Here is a 24,974-nt window from a genome sequence, read left to right on the forward strand (position 1 = left end):
TAAAAAATAGATTAAACATCTTAGATGAACAAGCTCTTCTAAGATGTTTTTTGTAAGTAAATAGCTATTTGCTAAAAGCTTCTTTCGTACTGATAGGAAGCGCTCTATAGCCTATGGTTAAGCCCATATTCGTAAATTTCATCTCTACACCGACTTTTTGCGTACCGTAATCTATCTCATTTATGATAGGCTCTGTTTTTCCTATTTTTTGTAGCATTTTTCCAAGTCCTGCAGTAGCAGAATACACAAACATAGAATCTTTATCTTTTTGATACTCTACAACTGAAGTTATCGGGCTGTACCAGTCAAATCACGGTCTTTACCGTATTCCCATACTTGTTTGACGGTCATTTTTTTCTCATCTATAGCGTACTCGACTGCGCGGCTATACTTCATAGTAGGAATGGCTGGTTGTTCGTTATGTCTTGCATCGCCGTTATCAAACACACTTAGAGCATACTTGCTTTTATCACTTTTTTCGTTTATTTTATAAGCGGTATGTTGAGTCCAAGTAAAGTCAAAATCGCTGTTTTCGCAAACTCCGTTGTCGTCACAATCTAACTTTTTACCGCTCTTATCTACAGGAGTTAAAAGCTTAGTAGCAAGCTCTTTGTTCCAGCCTGCTTTTGGAGCTAGTATCCATTTTACTTTTTTATCGCGAGTGATTTTTACAACCGCACTTTGGTGACGTACTGAAACTACTATGCTATCATCGTTTGGATCGTAATTTACACTATTTACGTGAGCCCAGTTTCTACCTGCGCCGACTCCTGCTATATCGCCAAAAGCCGCATTTGGATCTTCAAGAGCTTCTTTATCGGTTGTAGTTCCTGCTTTGCTCGCATCTACGTTTAAGCAAACCGCGCCTTGATCAAGAGCTAAGATATTGACGTCTCTATAAGGATCAAGTATTTTATAAAGTTTCCACTCATCTATTACGTTGCCACTCTCATCTACTTCTATGATCACGTCTCTTACTGTTCTTACGTTTTTACCGTCGCTTCTTTTTTGATCGCTACTTGCAACGCGCATAAGTATATGACCGTTTGGCATCTCTTCTATATGGTGAGAAAAATCTATATAACCAGCAGGAAGTTTTCTATCATAAATTTGTCTTCCTAAAAGATCATACTTCATATATCTTTGACCCATTCCCCAAAGAAGCGAGCCGTCTTTGGTTTGGCTAAAGCCCATCATATTACCTTTTTTATAGATATTATCAGGATCTCTTATCTCGTCTGCTTTCATATACCATCTCACATCACCATTTGCATCCACTATCCAGTTGTACGGCTCATTATCCCATTCCATAGCGCCGCCTACCGGATGATTCCAAACTGCTTGTCCGCTATCAGGAGTGCTGGCTCTGACGATATGATTTATAAAATAAAGCCTATCTTTAAATTTAGGATCCATCTTTACTACTTCTGCTTTAGGAAGTACGCTTGTTTGATTTGTTCCTGTTACGTTCATAAAAACAGGAGGCGCGTATATGCTATAAGTCTCGCTCATAGCCTCACCGTTTCTTTTATATGAAACCTCTACTTTATTTACATAATCTGCGTAAAGTCCAAATACCGGAATTCCACCGTGAGTTAGAAGCTGTGAATTTGAAACGTCGTAGCTTATATCTATACCTTTTTCGCCTTTTGCTTTTACCGTAACTTTAGCGTCGCTCAAGTCATATCCGCCATTTAAAATTACCGCAGTAAGAGGAGCCATTTTATACGGATTCATTTTTACCGCGCCTATCTTTCCTACTGATTTATAAGTGACCGGACCGCTAGCTCCGCCAACGCCTAAAGCATTCGTAGCGCCAACGCCTAAAAGTAGTCCGGCTACTAAAATCGAACTTAATATTTTTGTTTTCATCTCTTCTCCTTTAAAGATTTTAAAGTATTTTATCTACGTGTTGTCACATATCTCTTACATCAAAATTAAAATAAATTAAATTTAAAAACTAGCGTTAAAACTCATAAAAACAGTTCTACCTGGTGCTTTTATAGCAAAACTCGGAGTTATGACGTCTAAATGATTTGGATTTATAAACTCACTGTAGTCTTCATCGAAAATATTTGCTATGCCAAATCTCACGCCGAATCTGTTTTTTATGTTGATTCCGCTATACAGATCAACGGTCGCAAAAGCTTTTGCGCTATCTTTTAGATCGCTTCCAAGTCCTATGCTTTTATCCCAATCGCCTCTGCTTTGAGCTCCGACCCATCTTAAAGCCGAACCTACGCTCCACTGCCCAAAATGCGTATTTTGCTTATAATCCAAATTTGTATTAAACTCTATAGGGCGAATTTGATAAAGCGGTCTATCGTCTGATCTATTTTGACCATAGTGATAAGTCAGGCTTGATTTTATACTAAGATTATCGATGACGTCAAACTTTACCCAACCTTTTGCATTTAGATAATCAGCATTAACATTTCTTCTAATGATCGTTCCATCAAGAGTTGCATCACTTGAGCGTAGCCTATCGTAGATCACGAGATCTTCTATGCTATCATAAGTAAAGCTAAAGCCTGCGTTATCATTATAACTGCTACTGATCTGAGCTAGGTTGTGCCTTGATGATTTTAAATTTGGCGCTCCTATATTGTATAAATAAGGAGATGAGTTTGGAATATAGTTATAAACATTTAGCGAATTATACAAGTACGGAGCAACGTATAAGCTTGCAAGTTGCAAATAAGACTTATATCCGTTATTTTTGTAATCATACCTTAACTTTGCGCTAAGTCCACTATAGTCGTTATCTCTCATTCTTTCACCGTAAATTCTCTCATACTCGTCATTTAGACTTTTACCGTTTGATACTTTGGAGTTTAGCTTACTCGCGTCACTGTAAAACCAGTCGTAATTTAATCCCAAACTAAGTGCGTGAGACTCGCTAAGCTCATAGATAAACGTGTTATAAACTCTATAATTATCTATATCAAGCCCCGGAAATCCCCAGCCCGTTATAGTTCCGTTTGCAAGGCGTCTGTATCCATCTTCGGTTTTAGATTTGTAGCTCACGCCTACAAAGTTTTGCATATCGTTAAGTTTATAAGCGTACTCGCCTAAAAACGAGTAAGTGGCTGTTTTGCTATCGAATTTGACCATATTTGGTAAACGTTTGTATTCGTTACTTCTATAACGCTTGATCTCGCCGTAACTAAAACCTAAATTTAGAGTATTTGAGTTGTCTTGTTCGCCTATTTTTACTTTTAGATTATTTAAATATCTCGTGTTTCTAATCGTTTCTAAAGCGTTTGACGGAAGCAAATCGTCTATGATCTCATCTCTTATAAAAGTGTAGTTTAAACTAAAATTATCTTTTGGTCTAAGTTTTATACCGAAATCTTGAGCATTTCTTTCATATCCTACGCCTTGATATTTGCCGTTTCCGCCTTTATAATCTCCAAGATTATGATAATACGTCCCGATATGTGCGTCCGCGTTGTCTGTTTTTATATCGTAAGTAGCTGCCCCCGAGTAGCTTTTACCTATAAAACCGCCGCTTATATGCAGAGTATCTCTGTTTTTATCGATCACATCATTAGCGTAATAATAGCTTTAGCGCTGAGTAAAATCGAAGTTATTTTCTATCGCCGGATTTAAAATAGACCGGTTTGTAAGCGGCTTTGGAAGTCCAAACGGCTTTATCCTCCAAGCGACGTCCGGATCTGCTAAATTTTTCGCACAAGCTAAGCTAAATCCACAAACAACCGCTATGGCAATGATTTTTTTCATTATTTCTCCTTTTGAATAAATTTATCATATTATAAAGAGAAAGTCTTTCTAAAACATCACTTAGAACTTAAAAAATTATAAAGTAGTATATTTTAAATTTAAAAGGAGAAAAGCCCGAATTTACGGGCTTATAAAATGTAGTAAATGAATTTAGACAGATAAATTTATTATGCTCTTTTTAATTTTAAAATCCAGCAAATAAACATAGCAAAAAGAAGTATGAAAGCAACAGCGTAAGCTATAAAGCAAGCTTGTGCCATGTTCATAAACTTAAGCGAAGGGATAAGATACCAACCCTCGCTATAAAAATCCACAAACCATTGTTGAAGCCATGAAAGGCTCACGTCATCAGGAACTATAGGATTATCATATCCGCAATCCCCGGTCGGTTTAAACCAATCAGGCGCCCACATATCAAGCGGAAGTCCAAAAGGAAAACTAGGCTCGGCTGAGCAGCCTTGTACGCCAAAAGGATCTTCGCTATGAACTGCGTGATGTATAGAGTTTAGCTTTATACAATACATCATTCCTATAATGGCTCCATAAAATCCCAAAACATATCCGATAATTTTTAGGATAATATTTTTAGGATTTATAGCGGCAATCACGCCGCCAAGAGCCATAACAAGCATAGAAAACCTTATATAAACGCACTGTTCGCAAGGCGCCATATAGACATAGTTTTGAAACAAACTATGAGCGACTATAACTAGTCCGCTCATAGCCACGACCATAATTATCCAAATAGCCCTTTCATCTTGCAAAGAGGCTACTTTGCCTATCGGATCACTTTTTAAGTCCTTGAAAAACTCCATTTTAACGACCTTATTTTAATGTATGTAGGTATTTTATAAGTTCAGCCATAGCGTCTATACCTTTGATAGCTTTTGTATAGATAAGATATTTTCCATCTACGACAAACGCAGGAACGCCTTGGATCTTTGCTACACCATACGCATATCCGCTATTTGCGTCCATTCCCCATCTCTCTTTTTTGTAGTGGTAGGCTTTATAGTATGCGAATTTAGCTTTTTTAAATAGTGATTTATCGTCTAATAAATTTGTTCCTGAAGCGTTATCCTTAGCTATCAAAACCGCAAAAAGCTCACTGGCTTGCTTGCCGAATTTACCTTTTGTGGCAAGATGCATAGGCTCGAATTTCATCTCGGGTAGTTTTTGCATAACCGCTTTTGTGACCGCTTTGTCATATTTATAGCAAAACGGACAATCATAACTATAAACTTTCGTAACTAAACCATCGGAGTTTGGAATAGGTGTTTCTAACTTTACAAAATCCACTCCCTCGCTAAACGCAGCTGCATTTATAGCACCGAAAACCGCGGCGGCGGTTATACATTTTTTAATTAATAAATTAACTCTCATTTTGAATCCTTTGTTTTAAATTTAATGAAATTATACATTTGACCTCTAACCAAACTCTTACATTAAATTTAATTTTCACTAAATTTTCTAAGAATATACCCTTTTGCCGATATATTCTCGATATTTATACCATCAAGATGCTTTTTGAGTCTTAAAACCGCCGTATGGATAGAGCCTTTTTTTAACATCAAGACTATCATAAACATACTCTTCTATCATATCATAAGTTACGACCATATTTATATTATAACAAAATAGCCAAAGAAGTTTATTTTCTATATTCGTCAAAAATAGCTGTTTTTCGCCATCAAATATCGTTTCGTTAGATAAATTAACCCTTATGTTTGATGATATTTTAAATATCTTATCCTCTTTTTTAGATATTGCCAAAAGTAGAGCATTTTGCACATCTTCTATGACAAGCGGTTTTCTGATAAACTGCATAGCGCCATCTTTTATAGAGCGAAAAAAATTCTCGTCAGTATCATATGAAGTAATTACTATAAAACTCTGTTGAGGCTTTATCTTTTTTATCTCTTCTATCATCTCAAGTCCATTTAGCAGCGGCATATGAATATCTGTGATAATGATATCGATCTTATGATTTTTAAATATTTCTATACCCTCATATCCGTTACTTGCTTCATAATAGCAACGACAATACGGCTTTAATCCCAGCTTTAAAGCGGTTCTTGCCATATCGCAATCTTCAACAACTAAGATATCAACGCCTTTTAACTTTCATAGTATCATTTTTGCATCCTTAGCTCAAATATAGTAGGATTTCTAGCACTAACTAGCTTTAAGTCTCCTTTTAATCTCTCATTTGCTATCTTTTTAGCAAAATACAAACCTATTCCACTTCCTCCGTCTTTTTGACTAATTTTCAAATTTGAAAATAGTTTTTTGATAATGCCGCTTGATATCCCGCCTGCTTGATCGATAACTCTTATATAGACATTTTTATCATCGCTGCTTATCTCTATTTCGATATGGCGTTTTTTAAATTCGTGCGGATAAAAAGCGATAAGAGCGTCTTTTGCATTTTGCAGCAGCACTAAAAGAACTTGCTGGAACATATTTTGTGAATTTGTTATAGTTATATCATCGCACTCATTTATACTTACGCTTACGTTATGTTTAGTAAAATTTATATGAAGTATTTCCAACAAGTTATTTATGGACTTTTTGATACTAAACTCATTTTGAGACGGATCAAATTTGTAAAAGTTTTTGAAATTCTCTATGGTTTTGTTTAAATACTCCATAGAATCCAAACAGAGTTTTAAACTATTTTTCTCATCTTCTTCGCTAATATTTTTATCTTCTTTTAGTTGTAAAACAGAGCTTATCATTAGTTTAGTCGAGTTTAAAGGCTGCTTTAACTGATGGCTTATAACTCCTATTAACTCGCCTGTTTCTATCATTTTTAGCTGGTGAGTAAGTATAAATTCATACTCTTGTTTTCTCTTTTTAACCTTTTTATACATATAATTATGCAAAGAATTTGCCACTATAATCAGCATTATAAAAAAGCCGAATATCATAATAGACGTCTTTGCAACCACATTTAAACTTTTTGAAATAATGCTGTTTTCATCGATTCCTACGCCTACTGCCCAATCTTGCATAGATGTTTTTAAAACACTTACTTTCATACCGCCGCTTACAAACTCTTTAGAACTAAAGTTGCTATCTATATTTTTCAAACTACTCGCAAATGGATTTGGCTGGTAGTATGAAGTGATTATATCGTGATTTTTATCCATTAAAAAAAGATGTGAAACGATATCTTTATCCGCTCCTTTTATCTGCTGCAAAATATTTTTGGTTCGTATAATGCCGCATAAAACTCCTTTAAATTTACCGTGGGCTATGAGAGGAGAGCAGATATTTATCGTTTTTTCATTTAACGTTTTATGATTCGGCATAACTCTAATAGTAGTTATGTTGTGATCTTTAGTATCTTTATACCATGCAAACTTAGCTATTCTATCAAGGTCTTTTTGATCTATCACAAGATATTTCCCGGCGTGTATAAGAAGTCTGTCGTTTTGCAAATAGAGTTGAAAAGTATCGAACATAGGATTTGTTTTACTTAAAATATCTATAGCATTGTACAATCTATCGGTGGTAATATTGTCTTCTAAAATCAAGCTTGAGAGTATGGCTGAATAGGAATTCACGCTAGAAACTCTTGAGTCCATCCACTCAGTAACATAACTAGCTAGCTCGGTTGTAATAGTGATCCTATAATCTTTAGCTAAAGATACGAACTCATCTTTAACTTTGTTTAAGCTAAATATAGTAATACCCAAAAATATCACTGTAAAAGCAGATATAACGATGTAAATTTTAAACTCTTCAATACGAGTATAAATAGCATCTATAATCTTCAAATTTAGCTCCTTTTTTTAAATTTTATTAAAAACTCATCACTAAATTCTAACATAAAAATTATAGATTGCTTAAAATATTTAAAAAGATACAAGTCGACGCTCACATCTTTTTAAATTTAAGATCATCTCTCTTCTAAAATACCGTCATTTGCATGAGCATAGAGATATCTTAGAATTTGCATTTCTTGATTATCTGTTGGCTGAGCTCTATCTTTCATACTGATATAAAGCCCTTCCCAACTAAGCATATCAAACTCTTTTGGAGCGTGCGTTCCATGACACTTTGTACATTTATCGTAAAATACATCGCCGCTATCTTCCCATGCGATCTGCCAATCACTAGTCAAATTTGAGTTTAAAATTTCAAGTTCGATGCTAGCTTTTTCACCGTCTTTTTTTAAATTTACACTTTCTAAAAGTGGAAGTTTAAAGTTTTTAGTTGCGTAAAGAGTATTTGGATTTGCGTTATCAAAATACCCTTCGAATTTAACTATTTTAGATTTATCACCGTCTTTTATAACGATTCCCGGAGTTCCGAAATACACCTTTGCATCTTTTAGCTGAAGTATATTTTCATCACTTTTTACATATATGCTACTAGCAAAAACAACGGCTGATAGACTTAAGATTAAAACTATTTTTTCATGTTACGCCTCTATGATTTTTGGTGGATTATAAGCCGTGTTTGGCGGAATGACTCCTGTAGCTTTTTTGATACCGACTAAATTCGTATTTACGCTAGTTGCTTGAGCCATACTTGAAGTCGGACGATTACTAGTTAGTACATTTACGTGACCGCTTACGCATCTTGGCTTATCTTCAGAACTATTTTCAGGACTATACCACGCACCTTCGTTTAGCGCCATAACGCCCTCAGATATATTTTTACTTACATAAGCTCCGGCTAAAACTCTGCCTCTGTCGTTATAAATTTCAACTACGTCGCCGTGAGCTATGCCATATTTTTTAGCGTCATTTGGATTTATCATAACTGGTTCTCTATCATTTATCTTATAAAAGCTCCTAAGATAAGTGTTATCGCCTTGAGAATGCACTCTATAGCTTGGGTGCGGACTTAGCAAGTGAAGAGGATATTTGCGATTTTTATCGCCTAGCCACTCATCAGGCTCTATCCACGCGGGATGTCCTTTGAAATCTTTGTATCCTAGATCTGCGAATTTCGGTACTACGATTTGAATTTTACCGCTTATAGTTGCTAATTTATTTGTTACTGGATCATTTCTAAATTTAGAGTGACGAACGAATTTATAAGACTCTTCGTTTCTAGGAAGTTCGATATACCCTTGCTCCCAAAAATTCTCAAAACTCATGAGTTCTGCAGTTGGAGATATATCATACTCGTATTTTATCTTATCCATCTCGTTTGGTTTTTCATCGGTAAATTTGTTATAAACTTTATCTCCAAATTTTTGTGCAAGAAGTGAAAATATCTCTAAATCACTCTTCGACTCATAAAGAGGTTCGATAGCTTTTTTCATAGCACAAACGCCGTTTTTACCATGAACTCCACCCATAGCTATATCATTTCTCTCTAAAGTCGTACAAGCCGGGAAAACGATATCTGCCATCTTAGCAGTCGGCGTCCACCATGGCTCTTGTACGATAAACGTATCTAAAGTGCGAAGAGCTTTTATAATATTATTTGTATCTGGATGATGACCTACTATGCTACATCCTGCCACATAAGCAACTTTTACTGTTGGATATACTCTTTCTTTGCCTTTATACGTATATTTTTTACCCGGATTCAAGATGGCGTCTGCTATTCTTGAAGCAGGAATTCTATCTTCTACTCTATTTCTTCCTTGAGATATTCCTGCTGGAGTTCCTACTATGGCTCTAGCTTGTCCTCCGCCGCCGCCAAGCCCTATTTGACCTATCATACTAGCTAAAACTATCAAACACCAATCCGCCATCTCTCCATGTTGCGCTCTTTGAAGCGCCCAGTTTCCTGCTAAAAACGTTCTATCTTTAACAAATAAATTTGCAAGCTCCATGATGGTTTTTTCATCTATTGTAGTGATTTTACTAGCCCATTTCGGCGTTTTTGCAACTCCGTCCGTTTTTCCTAAAATATAAGGTAAAAACTTATCAAATCCATCAGTGTATTTTGCTATAAATTCTTTATCATATTTACCACTAGTATAAAGATAGTTCATCATGCCTAGCATCAACGCGATATCCGTGTTCGGTCTGATTTTTATCCACCTTGCATTTAGCATTTGAGCAGTTTCGGTGTAGATTGGATCTATCGATATGAAATTTATACTGCTTTTTGCGTATTTTGAATAGTAAAGATCGTTTTCACGGCTTGGAACTTTCGTGTCTATTTTGTTACATTTAAAAAGATCGGCTCCCCATAAAACATAGGTTTTCGTATGTTCTAATATCTGTTCGTGAGTGGTTTGAAGCGAGTATTTTTCAACGTCTCCTATTATATCGACGTTTACCGCTCCTGCGGCGCCGTTACTATACTCTCCGGCCGTGCCTATGGCTCCGCGTTTTGCTACATTAAAAAATCTACCGCAAAGTGAAGGACAAGAGTGAATTCCTCCTGGATGACTCCAGCCGATATATGTTGAGTTATAAATATTTTCTTTTGGAGTTTCTTGAATTTTGTTATAAGCAAGTTCTAACGCTTTATCCCAACTAACGCGCACGAATTCTTCTTTGCCTCTTAGCTTTTCGTGACCGAGTTTACCTTCTAAATACGATTTTCTAACGCAAGGGTATTTAATCCTCGTCGGTGAATAAACGCGATCTAGTCACATTTTTGTCATCGCAGTAGGACGTTTATCCATAGGATGAGGAAGTATATCTATGATTTTTCCGTCTTGAGTTAGAGCATAAAATGGTCCAAAGTTACTTGCGTGAGCAACTTTTTGAACCGGACTTAAAAGCTCGTCAGCTTTCATGGAGGCTACTGCTGCACTACTTAATGCTAAGCCTTTTAAAAAATTTCGCCTAGAGTTTAGCATCTTTTCTCCTTTAATTACAAAATATTTGTTAATTATATATTGAATTAAAATTTATGTATGTGACATAAATCACAGAATTAATTTTAAATTTTAAATATAAATTTATATATTTTAGTGTTAATTTAATATATTAATCTAATTGTTAATATTATTTGTATATTATTGTACAAACAAACCATTATCTAATATAAAGGTTAAAATATGAAAACTTTCCGATTTTATTCATCACTTAGCCCTGAGCATCAAAAGCTTTTAGATGATAATTCTACATTTATTAAACTGGATGTAGGAACCGAGCTTTACAGACAAGGCGATACATGCCCAAATTTGATGTTTCTTACAAAAGGTAAAGTTAGAGTGGTGCGTCAGCATGAGAGCGGACAGAGCATACTGCTCTACTATTTTTCACAAGGTGAACAGTGTAACGTAAATTTTACTAGCACGTTTAACGCTATGCCGGCTATAGGAACAGCTATCGCAGAGAGTGATTTAGAAGGATATACCATACCTACAAGTATAATTGCCCAGATGTTTATAGAAGATAAAGCGTTTCAAACATATGTTTTTGAACAATATGCAAAAAGAATGGAGCATATGGCAGCTCTTATAGAAGATATTAGATTTTTAGGTTTAGATTCAAGAATTTTGCACTTTTTACAGTCTAAAAAAAGCAAAATAATAAATTTATCGCACGAAGAGTTAGCAGATATCATCGGTACTTCAAGAGAAGTTATCAGCAGAATACTAAAAAGTTTTGAGAAAAATGGAATAGTAAAATTATCAAGAAAAAAAATAGAACTTGTTTAGACTAAATTTAAATTCTACCGGTGAGCGAAATACACGCAATCACCGGTAAAAGTTTAAATAATCAATTAAAACTAAACTCATCTGGATGATCTAGAGCGTAACGGAATTTTTCCATATCTATCTTTTTATCCCAAATAGCAACTATTAGACAAGCAACGGAATTTCCACAAAGATTTCCTACGGCTCTCATCTCGCTCATAAATTTATCCACTCCGAGCAACACTGCGACGGTTACGACAGGAATCACGTCGTGCAATGCCCCTAATGTTCCTGCAAGTACGATAAACCCTGAACCTGTTACGCCGACTGCACCCTTAGAAGTAATCATAAGAATGATAAGTATACTAAGAAGATGAGTAAAACTAAGATCTATGTTGAAAGCTTGAGCTAGGAATATGATACTCATCGAAAGATAGATATTCGTACAATCCAAGTTAAACGAATATCCAGTCGGTATGATAAGCCCAACGCAACCTCTTGATATACCAGCGGCTTCTAGCTTTTTCATTAGCGGCCCAAGAGCAGTTTCACTAGAGCTTGTAGCAAATACTACTAAAACTTCTTTTGCTATAAAACGCATAAATTTAAATATATTTACCTTAGCAACGTAACATATGATACCAAGCACGACAAATATAAATATAATACACGCTACAGCCATAACAGCAAGCAACTGAATCATACCTATAAGCGATGATAGACCGAACTTACCTATCAAATATGCCATAGCAGAATACGCAGCAATAGGGCTAAACCACATAAACCATGCTAGGATTTTTAATACGTAATGTTGAGCAAATTCAAGCGGCTTCGTACAAGTTTTTTTGTAGTTATTAGGCATAAAAGATAGAACTATCGCAGTTACGATCGCCATAAAAAGAACTTGCAAAGTATTTGCTTTTATAAAAGGCGTTATAGGATCTGTAGGAATAGCGCTTTTTAAAATAGCAAGCGCAGATCCGACCTCTTTTGGATCTTTCACGTATTTTGCGACACTTGATGGATCAAGAGCATTGACATCAAGATTCATTCCGACTCCAGGCTGAAGTAAATATGCCGCGCTGATACCAACAGCAAGCGCTAAAGTACTAACTACTTCAAAATATACAAAACCTTTAAATCCGATGCTGCCTACTTCTTTTAAACTCTCAAGGCCTATGATACCAGACACGATAGTCAAAAATATAATAGGACCGATCATCCATTTTAGAATTTTAATAAACCAGTCGATTCCCGGTTTTGAAGCTATACCAAGTTCTGGCCATGCAAAACCTACGATGACACCCAATACGATACCAAGTACGACCCAAAATGCAAGATTCGTTATAGTTCTTACAAAAACTGGTCTTTGACTTTTTACAACAGTACTCAAAACATCTCCTTAATAATTTTAACGATGTAAGAATACCACAAAGTAAAAGTAATAAGTATAAAATAACTACAAAAACAGAAATATAAATTATTGATATGTTTAATATTGTAACATAGTCACGAAAAAATAACTCTTTATTAATGTTTTATTTAATTATTAGCCTCTGTAAGAAGCTAATAATTATTTTTAAAATTTAACTATTTTTATAAGCTTTCTTTTATTTCAACTGTTTGAATTTTGTCGCCTTGCCTAATAGAATCCAAAATTTTTTTGCTTGCATCATCAACCAATACTCCAAAAACAGTATGAGCTCCATCAAGATGCGGTTGTGGGCTGTGACACACGAAAAACTGGCTTCCGCCTGTGTCGCGTCCAGCATGCGCCATAGATAGACTTCCTCTTAGATGCCTATGTTTTTGATTTACGCATTCGCATTTTATCCTCCAGCCAGGACCGCCTGTGCCGGTACCTAAAGGGCAACCGCCTTGGATAACGAAATTCGGTATAACTCTATGGAAATTTAATCCGTCATAAAATCCGCTTTTTGCCAAAGTAGCAAAATTTGTTACGGCTTGAGGTGCGTCGTCTCCAAAAAGTTCTGCAACCATATCGCCTTTATCTGTTTTTATCACAGCGTATTTTAGCTTTGCTAACTCATCTTTGTCTATTTCATAAACTTTTAAATCTTCTCTCATATCTTCACCTCTCTTTAAATTTAATTTACTCTATATTAGTATAAACAGCTTGAACATCGTCGTCATCTTCAAGCTTATCAAGCAATCTCTCAAGCTCACCAATCGCAGATTCATCTAAATTTACAGTCGAGTTTGGTATGAACTGCAAACTACCTTTTTTAACTTCAAGTCCCATTTTTTCTATGCCTTCACTAAGCGTACCAAAACTAGTATAATCTCCGTATATGGTTAGAGTTCCATCATTTTCTTCTATATCGGTAAGTCCGGCGTCGATGAGCTCAAGCTCAAGCTCTTCTATATCGCCGCTTGGTTTAACTACTTCAAAAATAGCTTTCCTAGAAAACATAAAATTCAAACTTCCGCTAGGCAGCATCTCTCCGCCGTTTTTACTAAATATCGACTTTACGTTTGCTACGGTGCGAGTTGGATTATCGGTTGCCGTTTCTACTATAATCTGAACTCCATGAGCTGCTTTTCCGTCATAAAATATAGTTTTTATATCGCTGCTATCTTTTCCGTTTGCTCTTTTTATAGCCGCGTCTATGTTGTCTTTTGGCATATTTTGAGCTTTTGCCGTTGCTATCGCGGTGCGAAGTTTAGGGTTCATATCAGGGTCGATTCCACCTTCTTTTGCCGCTACTGTAATTGCTTTTGATAGCTTTGGAAAAAGCTTACTCATTTTATCCCAACGAGCTTCTTTTGAAGCGCGTCTATATTCAAATGCTCGTCCCATTATAATCCTTAGAAATCTATTTTTTAAGCTTAAAATTATATCCAATAAAATTTAAAATATTTTGAACAAAACAGTTAGCACAGTCGCGCTTCCAAAAAGCACTATAAACAGATCCGCAAATTTGCTTCTATATTTTTTAAGAGCAGGCACGTTATATATACCGATCATAGGCAGTAAAAACAGAACCGCCGCGATCACCGGACCTGCTAAAGTATCTATAATACCCAAAATGCTAGGATTTAAATACGATAAAACAAACATAACTATATAAAAAGATATGGCAGTTATCTTGGCGATCTTTTTCTTATTGGGTTCTTTTTTACCGAATTTAACGCAAGTTTTATGTACAAGCCCGTTTAATCCCTCTCTAGCGCCGAAATAATGTCCGAAAAAACTCGTAGCGATAGCTAAAATAGCGATAATAGGACCAAAATAGCTAATTACTGGTTCGTTTAGTTTATTTGCAAAATAACTTACTATAGGTATATTTTGCTGGGCAGCTAATAAGAAATCATTTCTATCTAGGCTCATCACGCAAGAAATCACGAAAAACATTACGAAAAATAACAAAAGTCCGGCGTTGTAAAATAAAATTTGATTGCATTTATAATCTTTATGACTATCTCCGTAATGCCTTTGCATACTAAGAGCAAACGTTGAAATAGCCGGCGTATGCTCAAAAGCAAAAGCTAAAACAGGAAGCGCAAACCATATAGTTATGCCAAAATCCGTTATGCTAGGAACATACGAAAAAACTTCAAATTTCCAGTGTGGTATAAGATACAAAGAAAACATAAGAAGCAAAGCACAAAGTGGATAAACCAGCCATTCGCAAACTTTTATAACCAAATCTTCATTAAAAATCATAACAAACATCATCAAAGTTATGACTACAAAACAGACTAAAAAACGGTTAATCTCACCAAATCCAAGCTGATAAGTCATAAAGCTCATAACCGTATTTGTTATACCCACTCCATACATTATACAAGCCGGAAAAAACGCAAAAAAATATAAAAAAGTGATGATATAACCCCACTTAAAACCAAAATACTCCTCGCAAACATCTGTTATATCACTCTGTTTTTTAGCAGAAGCATTACAAAATCTAGCCAAAGCCCTATGGCTTAAAAAAGTCATGGGAAAAGCCAAAATAGCCATGATAAAAACAGGCCATATGCCGCCTACTCCGGCTTTTATAGGCAAAAATAAAATTCCAGCTCCGACCGCAGTACCAAAAAGCGACATCGTCCATCTAAGATCATATTTATTAAATTTATCAAACTTATACAAAATTTACCTTTTTAATTAAAAATTGCGCTATTGTATCAAAACAAAACTTTTAAAAATCAAAAATATCTATATGCTAAATTTAGTATCTGTTATATCGTCGTAGAACTCTTATAAAATTATCTTTATATATTTAATATTTTAACCAAACATAAAGCAAGTTTGTATAATTTTAATAAAAATAGCCCAAAAATCGCCTATTTGATGCGATATTAAACTATATTAAATTTAGTAATGTTTTATATTAATCATTAATTTAATCAAAAAAAATATAATACCGAATCAAGGATGAAGAATGATACGAAATGCTACGAAAAATGATGCGAAAAGAGTTATAGAACTACTAAATTTAGCAATGGACAATATAGCATTTACTCTTAGCGGAGCTACAGATATTAAAATTTCAAATACTATTTTAGAAGAGTTTTTTAGATCAACAAATAATCGTTTAAGTTATGAAAATATTTTAGTTTTTGAGTTTAAAAATGAAGTTATAGGAGCTATTTGTATATATGAGTCAAAAATGGCAAAAGAACTTGATATCGCATTTATAAATAGATTAAAAAGTCTGGGAATTGAGCCAAATATTAAGGTTGAATGCGATACCCAAAACAATGAGCTGTATATAGATAGTATAGCAGTAGATGAAAATCATAGAGGAAAAGGAGTGGCGAAACAACTTATAGAAGCTAGTTTTTTACGAGCAAAAGAACTTGGCATAAATCTGTCTCTTTTAGTAGATGAAGCCAAATCAGATGTCAAAAGCTATTATAAAAGAGTTGGATTTAAACCTTGCGGAAATAAAGAAATTCTAAACCACAAATATATCTATATGATTAAGGAGATAAAATGAAATTTGTAGTGGATAATATAAATTGCGAAAAGTGTGCACAAACAATAAAAAATTCATTAGAAGACGATTTTGGCAAAATAGAAATAGATCTTAGCGTAAATCCGCGAATACTAAGTTGTGATTTGCAAAATAGCGATAAGCAAAAATTTAAATCCGAATTAGAAGACTTAGGATATAAAGTCATCAAAGAAATAGACTAGGAGTTATTTTGGCAAATAGTGTTAAATTAAACATTACTGGAATGACGTGTGTAAATTGTGCTAACGCCATAGAAAAAAGTACAAAAAAATTGGATGGAGTTATAAGTTCTAAAGTTAGCTTTGCAGAATCTAGCGCCGTATTTGAAATAGATGATAATAGCAGATTAGAGACTATAAAATCAAAAATAAAAAAGCTAGGATACGGGATCGTCGCAAATTATGACGAGCTTGAAGCCGTAAAACAAAAAGAAGTTCTAAATTTAAAAAATAAGTTAATTATAGCCGCGATTTTCAGCACAGTTACTATGGCTCTTGAAATGACCGGACAAGATAATTTTTTTAAATCTCTATTTTTGCTACTTTTAACAAGTATTGTTATATTTTACTGCGGAGTTGGCTTTTATAAACATGCGATCTCTTCACTGAAAAATAGAAACTACGATATGAACGTACTTATATTTTTAGGTACTTTAATGGCTTATTTATACTCTATTTTTACATTTATAATACCCGAGGCAATACCGCAAAATATGAGATATTTATATTTTAGCGGAGCATCAATGATAATAACATTTGTACTGCTCGGTAAATTTTTAGAAGAAAGATCAAAAATCAAAGCCGGAAATTATCTAAAAACACTTATGGATCTTAGCCCAAAAACAGCTCTTATTCTAACAAAAGACGGAAGCAGCGTATCTATACCGACTAGCGAGCTAAAAATAGGAGATATAGTAGTAGTAAAAAACGGATACAATATACCTTGTGATGGAATCATAGTAAGCGGAGGTGCAGAGATCGACACGGGAGCGCTAACAGGAGAGAGTTTGCCTGTCTATAAAAGTGTCGGAGATAACGTAAATGCTGGTACTCTCAACACAAACGGTTATATAAATATCAAAGTTGCAAAACGAGATAGCGACTCTTTGTTATCGCAAATTTTAAATCTATTAGCAAATGCAAGTAGCCAAAAAATGCCTATATCAAGACTGGCTGATAGAGTAGCAAATATATTTGTTCCTTCGGTTATAAGCATAAGTATAGCGACTTTTTTGATATGGACGATGCTAGATACTCCTACTAGAGGAATTTTAGCCGCTATAAGCGTACTTATCATATCGTGCCCGTGCGCGCTTGGTTTAGCAACGCCTATAGCTATCATTTCTGGAATATCAGTAGGTGCAAAAAATGGAATTTTAATCAAAAATCCAGAAGTTATGGAAGTAATGAAAGATATAAAATACGCAGTATTTGATAAAACAGGAACTCTTACAAAAGGTGAGATTTCAGTGATAAATACAAATTTAAATAGCGATGATCTAAAAATAGCTATAAACGCCGAAGCTTTAAGTGAACATCCTATTTCAAAAGCTATAGTCAGATACGATCCTGATAAGGTAGATAAAAGCTTAAGTTTTGAATTTAAAAATATTCCGGGAATGGGAATAGACGCAAACAATGGGGAAATTTTAATAGGAAATATAAAGCTTTTAAACTCATTTGATATAGATATCAGCAGCGAACATCTAAATGAGATTAACAAGATTTTAGATAGCGGTTTTGGAATAGTATTAGTAGCGATAAACAAACAATACAAAGGTTATATAACTCTTAGCGATACCATAAAAGACGATGCGAAACAGAGTATAAAAGAGATAAAAGATCTTGGCATAATCCCAGTTATGCTAACAGGAGACAATGAAAAAACAGCGCTTGTCGTAGCAAAAGAACTTGAGATAGACAAAGTCATGGCGGGAGTTTTACCAGATGGTAAATTTGAGATTATAAACTCTCTAAAACAAGATGGCTCAAAAGTTATTTTTATAGGAGACGGTATAAACGACGCACCTCCTCTAAAAGCTGCAGATATAGGTATAGCTATGAGTAGCGGAAGCGATATAGCAAAAGACGTAGGCGATATCATACTTATAAAAAACGACTTGAAATCGGTTTTATTTTCTATAAATTTAGCCACAAATACGATGAAAGTAATAAAAGAAAATCTAGCATGGGCGTCTATTTACAACATACTTTGTATCCCAGTAGCCGCAGGAGTTTTATATCCGTTTTTTGGACTACTTTTAACTCCTATGTATGCGGCACTTGCTATGAGTATAAGCTCGGTTAGTGTAGTTTTAAATTCGCTTAGACTAAGAATTATGAAATTCTAATTATGTTTTTACATATAGATTTAGACTGTTTTTTTGTTTCCGCCTCCAGGACTGTAAATCCTGATTTAAACGGTAAAGTCGTAGCAGTAGCAGGAGGAAACAAAACAGATATATTTGGTGATTTTATAGAAAGCGGAGTTATAGTAAGTGCTAGTTATGAAGCTAGAAGACTTGGTATTGGTTGTACTATGCACTCAAGCATAGCTAGAAAAATATACCCAAATATAATTATACTACCTACAAATTTTAATCTATACAAAACTCTTTCAAATAACCTTTTTAAGTTACTTTTAGACTATACGGACGAGATTGAAAAATATAGCATAGACGAATTTTTTCTAAATTTGAAAGGAACTAAATTTGAAAACGATCCATTAAATTTCGCAAAAATTCTACAAAACAGAATAAAAAACGAGCTCAAACTTCCATCTAGCATAGGTATAAGTGAAACTAAATTTATAGCTAAATTTGCAACAAATTTAGCAAAACCGTCTAAAATCAAAATTATCAACGATATTTCTGAGATACAAAACTACGAGATAAAAATGTTTCCGGGAGTTGGCGCAAGTGCTGAAAATTTCTTAAAATCTCACGGCGTCATCTATATAAAAGATGTATTTAACGCCCAAAAAATATTTGCAAAACTAGGCAAAAACGGTTTGATATTATATAGTAGAATTTGCGGAAAAAGCAGAGATCAAATTCATAAAAACCGACCGCGAAAATCACTTTGCATAGCAAGAACTTTTAAAGAGATAAGAGATAGAAATATCATAGAAAAAAGACTAATGGTGCTTTGCAGATATGTTAGTTTTGAAGTATTTATGCTAGGTGTAAATCCGACTAAATTTGAACTCAAAATCAAATATAAAAACAACCGAAACATAAATGCAAGCGTTACAAAGCACTCTATTTTCACGCAAAAACTCTTAGAAACAAGTATAAAAGAGTTATTTCTCAAGCATGATAAAACAAGTGATTTTGCTATAACATATCTTAGTGTCGGGGTAGGAGGTTTAAACGAAAAAGCGCAAATGTCTCTTTTTGATATTCAAAATAAAAAAGATAAAGCCATAAGCGATACTCTAGCAAAAATTCGGCTAAAGTACGGAGTAAATGCGATCAAAAGCGGTGGTGAGATTTAAGCAAGGTTTTGTATAATTTCATAAATAGAGTTTTAAATTTATAAAAAGGTGGCAAAAATGAAAGTATCACAAGCTTACTCTATCATAGCTCTTATCTTCGCAAATAATTTCGCAAAAGCTATGAATGAAGAAAATTTAAAAAAACTCACAAATAGCTGGGTTATAAAAACAGAAAATATCGAAAATGAAAAAGGTCTGGAACTTTGGCAAAAAGCACTGCAAACAGATGATGCTAATAGTATAGAAAGTGACCTTGCGTCATTTGGCGGAGCGTGTGTGCTAAAGTTTTTCAAACAAGTTAGCGAAGAAAAAGTAGATGAGTTTTACAAATCCATAAACTTCAACAAACCTTTTAAAGAGCTAAAATCATCTCATATATCAAATATGCTGGCCTTACTAAGCGCTATCTTAAAAAACGATACGAATGACAAATCTCACGCACTTTTAGGACTTTATTTAAGCGAATATCTATTGCCAAGTACTGTTTTATTTGCTAAATTTATAAGATACAACGCAAAAACATATTATTATAAGGCTCTTGGGGAATTTTTGATAGACTATTGCAAAATTTTAAAATCTACATTAGGCTTAAGGATGGAAATTGAATAATTTAAGTAGCTGGAATTTAATCTATCAAAATATGAATCCAGTGGCATTTGAGATATTTGGTCTAAGTGTTCATTGGTATGGCATAATGTACGTTTTAGCTCTAATGGCAGCTCTAATGGCAGCCAAATATTTTGCAAAAAAAGATAAATTAAATATATCAGACTCGCTTCTTGATAATTACTTCTTCTGGGTGGAAATAGGCGTGATACTAGGCGCGAGAATCGGATATATCTTAATTTATGATCCAAACAGCAGCTACTATCTATTTAAACCGTGGGAAATTTTTAATCCATTTCATAATGGCGAGTTTGTAGGAATTCGCGGTATGAGTTATCATGGAGCAGTTGTCGGATTTATCATAGCTACGCTATTATTTTGTAAAAAAAAGAGACAAAACATTTGGATGCTGCTAGATCTTGTGGCTATTTCTGTACCTTTAGGATATGTTTTTGGTCGAATAGGCAACTTTTTAAATCAAGAGTTATTCGGAAGAGTTACGGATGAACCGTGGGGGATAATGGTAGCTGGACAGTTAAGACATCCAAGCCAACTTTATGAAGCATTTTTAGAAGGCGCCATAGTATTTGCTATACTCTATTTTTATAGAAAATTTAAGAAATTTGACGGTGAATTGATAGCTATGTATGCGATGCTTTACACTGTTGCTAGATTTATTAGCGAATTTTATAGAGAACCGGATTTTGGTATAGGATTTGTTGCTTTTGGTATGAGTATGGGTCAAATTTTATCGATTTTTATGTTTGTATTTGGTCTTGCGGTATATTTAAATTTGAAATTAAAAAGAGTAAAAACTGAAAAATAAATTTTAGTTTATAAAATTTATTTTATTATGATACCGATTTTTTAATCTGAATTAATTATTTTCAACATTAAATAATTCTTTAAAATAAAATTAATTAAAATATATTATATTACGGTTTTTAAGCTCAATATAAAATTCAACTAAAAATACTATATAGCGGTAACTTTTAATAGATAAATTAAATAAATATTTAATTTTACTTCAAGTTTGCATAGAGTATAATTATCGCGATTAGATAATTTTTTCCAAAAGGGGAGCTTATGAGTAAGCAAATCGAAGGGTTTCTTGGTATAAGCGAGAGTGGCAAAAAAAGTAGAATTCCTGCCAGACTCGACCTTATCCAAAGTGGCACGGGATTATTTCTTGGGCTTTTTATGTGGTTACATATGCTTTTTGTATCTACAATACTGATTAGTGATAATGCGTTTAACACTATCGTTCACTTATTAGAGCTAAGATTTATCTCTGATTCTCCAAATATGAGCTATGTTACTAGCTTCATAGCAGCTGGTGTATTTGTTATATTTTTTATACACGCTGCACTTGGTATGAGAAAAATGCCGATAAACTTTAGACAGTGGCAAATTTATCGTGCTCATACTGTACGTATGAAACATGAAGATACGACGCTTTGGTGGATACAAGCCTGTACAGGTTTTATAATGTTCTTCCTAGCATCTGCCCACCTTATCATAATCATTACAAACTCTGACAAACTCAGTGCGGATCTTAGCTCACAAAGAGTGTTTAGTCACTTTATGTGGTTGTTTTATTTAGTACTGCTTTTTGCTGTTGAACTTCATGGAAGCATAGGTCTATATAGACTATGTGTAAAATGGGGTTGGTTTGAAGGAAACAACGCAAAAGAGTCTAGAAAAAAACTTAAAAAAGCAAAATGGATCTTAAGCGTATTTTTCATAGTCCTTGGGCTACTTAGTTTAGCAGCTTTCTTAAAAATAGGCTATAACAACTACACAACTGGAAATTGGAAAACAGCGCAAGTTTTTCAAATACCTAGCAACGGAGTAAGAGTATGAATGTAAAATATTATGATGCACTAGTAATCGGCGGCGGTTTAGCTGGTCTTAGAGCTGCTGTTGCAGCCGGAGAAAAAGGACTTAGTACGGTAGTTTTAAGTCTTTGTCCTGTAAAAAGAAGTCACTCGGCAGCCGCTCAAGGCGGTATGCAAGCGAGTCTTGGCAACTCAAAAATGAGTGAGGGGGACAACGAGGATGTTCACTTTGCAGATACCGTAAAAGGTAGCGACTGGGGCTGCGATCAAGAAGTTGCTAGAATGTTTGTTCAAACAGCTCCAAAAGCTATACGTGAACTTGCTAGCTGGGGAGTGCCGTGGACTAGAATCACAAAAGGCAAAAGAAGTGCTATTATAAACGCACAAAAAACAACTATTGATGAAAAAGATGAAGTTCATGGGCTTATCCATAGTCGTGATTTCGGTGGTACTAAAAAATGGAGAACATGTTTTACTGCTGACGCTACCGGACATACAATGTTATTTGGCGTTGCAAATGAAGCTTTAAAACATAATGTTGAAGTTCATGATAGAAAAGAAGCTATAGCTCTGATCCATGAAAACAACCGTTGTTATGGTGCTATAGTTCGCGATCTTGTGACAGGAGAGATAACTGCTTATGTTGCAAAAGGAACTCTTATAGCAACCGGTGGCTACGGCAGAATTTATAAACACACTACAAACGCGGTTATATGCGAAGGTATCGGTGCTGCTATCGCTCTTGAAACAGGTGTTGCAAAACTAGGAAATATGGAAGCAGTTCAGTTCCACCCGACTCCTATCGTCCCATCTGGTATCCTTTTGACTGAAGGTTGTAGAGGCGATGGCGGACTATTAAGAGATGTCGATGGATATCGCTTTATGCCTGATTACGAGCCTGAGAAAAAAGAACTTGCTAGCCGTGACGTTGTTAGCCGCCGTATAATGGAGCACATCAGAAACGGTAAAGGCGTAAAAAGCCCTTATGGTGAACACGTATGGCTAGATATCAGCATACTTGGACGTGAGCATATCGAGAAAAACTTACGTGACGTTCAAGAAATTTGCCAAATTTTCAACGGTATAGATCCTGCCGATGAAGGTCCAAAAGGCTGGGCTCCGATCCTTCCTATGCAACACTACTCTATGGGCGGTATCCGAGTAAAACCAAATGGTGAGAGTCAAACTCTAAAAGGTCTATTTAGTTGCGGTGAAGCGGCTTGCTGGGATATGCACGGATTTAACAGACTTGGCGGAAACAGCGTTGCTGAAACCGTAGTTAGCGGTATGATAGTCGGGGATTATTTTGCTCAGTATTGCGATGAAAATGAGATAGATATACAAACTCAAACATTAGAAAAATTTGTAAACAAAACAGAAAGCTACTTAAAAGAGCTTTTAAATAAAGACGGAAAATACAACGTATTTGAAATCAAAAATAAAATGAAAGATATAATGTGGGAACACGTTGCTATCTTTAGAACAGGCGACGGACTTGCAAAAGCTGTAAAAGAGCTTGAAGAGCTTTACAAAGAATCAACAAACGTAAAACTAAGCAACAAAGAGTTATTTGGCAATCCTGAGCTTGAAGAAGCTTACCGTGTTCCTATGATGCTTAAACTTGCGCTTTGCGTTGCGTACGGCGCACTTCTTAGAACTGAAAGTCGTGGTGCTCATTATAGAGAAGACTATCCAAAACGTGATGATCTTAATTGGTGTAAAAGAACTCTAACTAGTTGGAAAGAAGGCGATACTATGCCTACGGTCGAGTACGAAGAGCTTGATATCATGAAAATGGAGATGCCACCTGCATTCCGTGGATACGGTGCAAAAGGCAATATCATAGAAAATCCGTTATCGGCAAAACGTCAAGAAGAAGTAGATAGCCTAAGAGCAAAACTAGAAGCTGAGGGAAAATCAAGACATGAGATTCAAGAGGCTCTTATGCATTATGAGCTTCAACCAAAATATAAAGCATTAAATGAAAGAGCAGGAATTGGCTATGAGTAGGAAAATAAAAATAAGAGCATTTAAGTATAATCCGCTAAGCAAAGTCAGCAAACCGCACTTTGCTGAGTATGAGCTAGAAGAAACAGACGGTATGACGCTTTTTATCGCGCTAAACCAAATCAGAGAAAAATTTGATCCGGGTCTTAGCTTTGACTTCGTATGTCGTGCAGGTATCTGCGGAAGCTGCGGTATGGTCGTAAACGGTCGACCTCAACTTGCTTGTAGAACTCTTACAAAAGACTATCCAAGCGGCGTTATAGAGCTTATGCCTATGCCGGCATTTAAACTACTAAAAGATCTTAGCGTCGATACTGGAAACTGGATGAATGCTATGAGTAAAAAAGTAGAAAGCTGGATACACACAAACAAAGAAACCGATATCAGCAAAATGGAAGAGAAGGTTGATCCAGAAGCTGCTCAAGAAACTTTTGAACTTGATCGCTGTATAGAGTGCGGTATATGTGTAGCGAGCTGCGGAACTGCACTTATGAGACCTGATTTTATCGGTGCAGTGGGGCTTAACCGCGTAGCTAGATTTAAAGTTGATCCGCTAGACAACAGAAGCGATGATGACTTCTATGAGCTAGTAGGTGATGATAATGGCGTGTTTGGTTGTATGAGCTTACTAGGTTGTGAAGACAACTGTCCTAAGCACCTTCCACTTCAAAGCAAAATAGCATATATGAGACGCAAACTTGCAACTGTAAAATAATTTTCATTTATAAGGCTGGA

At 35.0% G+C, this 24,974-nt stretch carries 21 protein-coding genes and 2 pseudogenes; 10 read left to right on the plus strand and 13 right to left on the minus strand.

Translation table 11 applies throughout. The features are described from left to right. Positions 1-64 precede the first annotated feature (64 nt). The 9 genes and pseudogenes from RVY88_RS04885 to RVY88_RS04925 form a co-directional block, all read right to left on the minus strand. A pseudogene (locus RVY88_RS04885) lies at positions 65-1,872 on the minus strand (aryl-sulfate sulfotransferase). A gap of 81 nt (positions 1,873-1,953) precedes the next feature. After that, positions 1,954-3,546, minus strand: coding sequence for a TonB-dependent receptor domain-containing protein (locus tag RVY88_RS04890; RefSeq protein WP_202930964.1), 1,593 nt, complete (start codon positions 3,544-3,546; stop codon positions 1,954-1,956). A gap of 21 nt (positions 3,547-3,567) precedes the next feature. Further along, a complete protein-coding gene (locus RVY88_RS04895) occupies positions 3,568-3,744 on the minus strand; it encodes a hypothetical protein (RefSeq protein WP_202930963.1) in 177 nt (58 codons plus the stop codon). 167 nt (positions 3,745-3,911) lie between these two features. Next, entirely contained in the window at positions 3,912-4,559 is a 648-nt protein-coding gene (gene dsbI, locus RVY88_RS04900) for a protein-disulfide oxidoreductase DsbI (RefSeq protein ID WP_002848655.1), read from the minus strand. A 10-nt stretch (positions 4,560-4,569) separates the two neighbouring features. Further along, positions 4,570-5,127 (minus strand): thiol:disulfide interchange protein, encoded by a 558-nt coding sequence (locus RVY88_RS04905; protein ID WP_317051266.1) that lies wholly within the window; start codon positions 5,125-5,127, stop codon positions 4,570-4,572. A gap of 132 nt (positions 5,128-5,259) precedes the next feature. Then, positions 5,260-5,826, minus strand: coding sequence for a response regulator (locus RVY88_RS04910; protein WP_238389004.1), 567 nt, complete (start codon positions 5,824-5,826; stop codon positions 5,260-5,262). Positions 5,827-5,876: 50 nt separating this feature from the next. Beyond that, positions 5,877-7,526 (minus strand): sensor histidine kinase, encoded by a 1,650-nt coding sequence (locus RVY88_RS04915; RefSeq protein ID WP_162167124.1) that lies wholly within the window; start codon positions 7,524-7,526, stop codon positions 5,877-5,879. A gap of 122 nt (positions 7,527-7,648) precedes the next feature. Next, positions 7,649-8,071, minus strand: coding sequence for a hypothetical protein (locus RVY88_RS04920; RefSeq protein WP_317051267.1), 423 nt, complete (start codon positions 8,069-8,071; stop codon positions 7,649-7,651). Between the two features lie 102 nt (positions 8,072-8,173). Beyond that, positions 8,174-10,525, minus strand: a pseudogene (locus RVY88_RS04925) (molybdopterin-dependent oxidoreductase). A gap of 201 nt (positions 10,526-10,726) precedes the next feature. Between RVY88_RS04925 and RVY88_RS04930 the strand changes: the two are divergent. Then, positions 10,727-11,332: a Crp/Fnr family transcriptional regulator gene (locus RVY88_RS04930; RefSeq protein ID WP_002848643.1), complete on the plus strand. Its 606-nt coding sequence runs from the start codon at positions 10,727-10,729 to the stop codon at positions 11,330-11,332. Positions 11,333-11,393: 61 nt separating this feature from the next. Here the strand turns inward: RVY88_RS04930 and RVY88_RS04935 are convergent, their stop codons facing one another. The 4 genes from RVY88_RS04935 to RVY88_RS04950 all read right to left on the minus strand — a co-directional run bounded on the left by RVY88_RS04935 (position 11,394) and on the right by RVY88_RS04950 (position 15,380). Further along, positions 11,394-12,704, minus strand: a complete 1,311-nt coding sequence (locus RVY88_RS04935; RefSeq protein WP_162167122.1) for a cation:dicarboxylate symporter family transporter — start codon at positions 12,702-12,704, stop codon at positions 11,394-11,396. 203 nt (positions 12,705-12,907) lie between these two features. Then, complete coding sequence (locus tag RVY88_RS04940; protein WP_002848638.1) at positions 12,908-13,399, minus strand: peptidylprolyl isomerase; 492 nt, start codon at positions 13,397-13,399, stop codon at positions 12,908-12,910. Positions 13,400-13,424: 25 nt separating this feature from the next. Next, positions 13,425-14,132 carry a YebC/PmpR family DNA-binding transcriptional regulator gene (locus RVY88_RS04945; protein WP_002848636.1) on the minus strand — a complete coding sequence of 236 codons (708 nt, stop codon included), beginning with the start codon at positions 14,130-14,132 and terminating at the stop codon, positions 13,425-13,427. 51 nt (positions 14,133-14,183) lie between these two features. Further along, a complete protein-coding gene (locus RVY88_RS04950; RefSeq protein WP_065439535.1) occupies positions 14,184-15,380 on the minus strand; it encodes an aromatic amino acid transport family protein in 1,197 nt (398 codons plus the stop codon). A 337-nt stretch (positions 15,381-15,717) separates the two neighbouring features. Here RVY88_RS04950 and RVY88_RS04955 point away from each other — a divergent pair, with 337 nt between their 5' ends. The 9 genes from RVY88_RS04955 (at position 15,718) to RVY88_RS04995 (ending at position 24,954) form a co-directional block, all read left to right on the plus strand. Further along, positions 15,718-16,275, plus strand: a complete 558-nt coding sequence (locus tag RVY88_RS04955) for a GNAT family N-acetyltransferase (RefSeq protein WP_011731811.1) — start codon at positions 15,718-15,720, stop codon at positions 16,273-16,275. After that, positions 16,272-16,475: a heavy metal transport/detoxification protein gene (locus RVY88_RS04960; protein WP_011731810.1), complete on the plus strand. Its 204-nt coding sequence runs from the start codon at positions 16,272-16,274 to the stop codon at positions 16,473-16,475. Before RVY88_RS04955 ends, RVY88_RS04960 begins: the two co-directional genes overlap by 4 nt. A gap of 8 nt (positions 16,476-16,483) precedes the next feature. Next, complete coding sequence (locus tag RVY88_RS04965) at positions 16,484-18,643, plus strand: heavy metal translocating P-type ATPase (RefSeq protein WP_162167121.1); 2,160 nt, start codon at positions 16,484-16,486, stop codon at positions 18,641-18,643. Between the two features lie 2 nt (positions 18,644-18,645). Beyond that, positions 18,646-19,788, plus strand: a complete 1,143-nt coding sequence (locus tag RVY88_RS04970) for a Y-family DNA polymerase (RefSeq protein ID WP_002848624.1) — start codon at positions 18,646-18,648, stop codon at positions 19,786-19,788. Positions 19,789-19,845: 57 nt separating this feature from the next. Further along, entirely contained in the window at positions 19,846-20,397 is a 552-nt protein-coding gene (locus tag RVY88_RS04975) for a hypothetical protein (RefSeq protein ID WP_011731808.1), read from the plus strand. Beyond that, complete coding sequence (gene lgt / locus RVY88_RS04980) at positions 20,390-21,220, plus strand: prolipoprotein diacylglyceryl transferase (RefSeq protein WP_162167120.1); 831 nt, start codon at positions 20,390-20,392, stop codon at positions 21,218-21,220. Before RVY88_RS04975 ends, lgt begins: the two co-directional genes overlap by 8 nt. A 260-nt stretch (positions 21,221-21,480) precedes the next feature. Further along, positions 21,481-22,257, plus strand: a complete 777-nt coding sequence (locus RVY88_RS04985; RefSeq protein ID WP_011731807.1) for a fumarate reductase cytochrome b subunit — start codon at positions 21,481-21,483, stop codon at positions 22,255-22,257. After that, a complete protein-coding gene (locus tag RVY88_RS04990; RefSeq protein WP_002848620.1) occupies positions 22,254-24,242 on the plus strand; it encodes a fumarate reductase flavoprotein subunit in 1,989 nt (662 codons plus the stop codon). Before RVY88_RS04985 ends, RVY88_RS04990 begins: the two co-directional genes overlap by 4 nt. Then, positions 24,235-24,954, plus strand: coding sequence for a fumarate reductase iron-sulfur subunit (locus RVY88_RS04995; RefSeq protein ID WP_024305382.1), 720 nt, complete (start codon positions 24,235-24,237; stop codon positions 24,952-24,954). Before RVY88_RS04990 ends, RVY88_RS04995 begins: the two co-directional genes overlap by 8 nt. Positions 24,955-24,974 lie beyond the last annotated feature (20 nt).

This window comes from Campylobacter sp. TJR-1 (assembly GCF_032840035.1).
Taxonomy (GTDB): domain Bacteria; phylum Campylobacterota; class Campylobacteria; order Campylobacterales; family Campylobacteraceae; genus Campylobacter; species Campylobacter fetus.

Bases quoted from the DNA above. Each gene is read 5' to 3' on its own strand.
- dsbI (WP_002848655.1), bottom strand. From the start codon at position 4,559: ATGGAGTTTTTCAAGGACTTAAAAAGTGATCCGATAGGCAAAGTAGCC.
- RVY88_RS04985 (WP_011731807.1), top strand. From the start codon at position 21,481: ATGAGTAAGCAAATCGAAGGGTTTCTTGGTATAAGCGAGAGTGGCAAA.
- RVY88_RS04905 (WP_317051266.1), bottom strand. From the start codon at position 5,127: ATGAGAGTTAATTTATTAATTAAAAAATGTATAACCGCCGCCGCGGTT.
- RVY88_RS04955 (WP_011731811.1), top strand. From the start codon at position 15,718: ATGATACGAAATGCTACGAAAAATGATGCGAAAAGAGTTATAGAACTA.
- RVY88_RS04945 (WP_002848636.1), bottom strand. From the start codon at position 14,132: ATGGGACGAGCATTTGAATATAGACGCGCTTCAAAAGAAGCTCGTTGG.
- RVY88_RS04895 (WP_202930963.1), bottom strand. From the start codon at position 3,744: ATGAAAAAAATCATTGCCATAGCGGTTGTTTGTGGATTTAGCTTAGCT.
- RVY88_RS04950 (WP_065439535.1), bottom strand. From the start codon at position 15,380: ATGTCGCTTTTTGGTACTGCGGTCGGAGCTGGAATTTTATTTTTGCCT.
- RVY88_RS04990 (WP_002848620.1), top strand. From the start codon at position 22,254: ATGAATGTAAAATATTATGATGCACTAGTAATCGGCGGCGGTTTAGCT.
- RVY88_RS04995 (WP_024305382.1), top strand. From the start codon at position 24,235: ATGAGTAGGAAAATAAAAATAAGAGCATTTAAGTATAATCCGCTAAGC.
- RVY88_RS04960 (WP_011731810.1), top strand. From the start codon at position 16,272: ATGAAATTTGTAGTGGATAATATAAATTGCGAAAAGTGTGCACAAACA.
- RVY88_RS04970 (WP_002848624.1), top strand. From the start codon at position 18,646: ATGTTTTTACATATAGATTTAGACTGTTTTTTTGTTTCCGCCTCCAGG.
- RVY88_RS04910 (WP_238389004.1), bottom strand. From the start codon at position 5,826: ATGGCAAGAACCGCTTTAAAGCTGGGATTAAAGCCGTATTGTCGTTGC.
- RVY88_RS04975 (WP_011731808.1), top strand. From the start codon at position 19,846: ATGAAAGTATCACAAGCTTACTCTATCATAGCTCTTATCTTCGCAAAT.
- RVY88_RS04940 (WP_002848638.1), bottom strand. From the start codon at position 13,399: ATGAGAGAAGATTTAAAAGTTTATGAAATAGACAAAGATGAGTTAGCA.
- RVY88_RS04930 (WP_002848643.1), top strand. From the start codon at position 10,727: ATGAAAACTTTCCGATTTTATTCATCACTTAGCCCTGAGCATCAAAAG.